This is a genomic window from Lysinibacillus sp. GbtcB16 (assembly GCF_019091145.1).
GTDB lineage: Bacteria > Bacillota > Bacilli > Bacillales_A > Planococcaceae > Lysinibacillus > Lysinibacillus fusiformis.
Map to the genome: position 1 here is coordinate 1 of NZ_JAGXJV010000106.1, position 567 is coordinate 567.

At 28.9% G+C, this 567-nt stretch carries 1 pseudogene; it reads right to left on the reverse strand.

From position 1 onward, the window contains the following. Positions 1 to 284, reverse strand: a pseudogene (locus KVT27_RS23545) (glucosamine inositolphosphorylceramide transferase family protein); the annotation flags it as partial. Between the last annotated feature and the right edge of the window lie 283 nt (positions 285 to 567).

Below are 567 nucleotides of genomic sequence, written 5' to 3' on the forward strand. Positions count from 1 at the left end.
AAAGATTCCATTTGAACCTGTTTAAATGCATTATGTTTAACGTATTTACTATAATAATTATAATCCCATCTTAAATATTCAGAATACAACGATACCTTATTCGCGTTCTGCTGATAAACATTTTGTTTCTCTCCCCTTTCATTGCCGTTAATAAGCACAGTAGCAAGCTCTAAAAATTCAGTATGAACTATATCATAGATCATTTTTTCAATCCAACTACTAACAACCAGTGAATCTAACATGATGCCAATTTTCAAACGATGCTGTTTGTTTGCATTTAACATATTATAATCTCCTACCTCTCAGTAGTTAATTTTTAAGTATAACCCACCACACTAGTTCGTTTACAATCATAAAAATTATAAATTCTCCCTCTAACTAACATACCAAGCAATCTTATTTTTAGAGATTAAATAATTCTAAAAAAATATATATTAGGTCATTCTATAACATGATATATAGGGCAAATTCCACCTACTTTACATATAGTAAATAACGCTCATTGTTAGTAACTATGTATCCAGCTTCAACTATATTTAGAATTTTCATATATGCATTCCTCCCAAA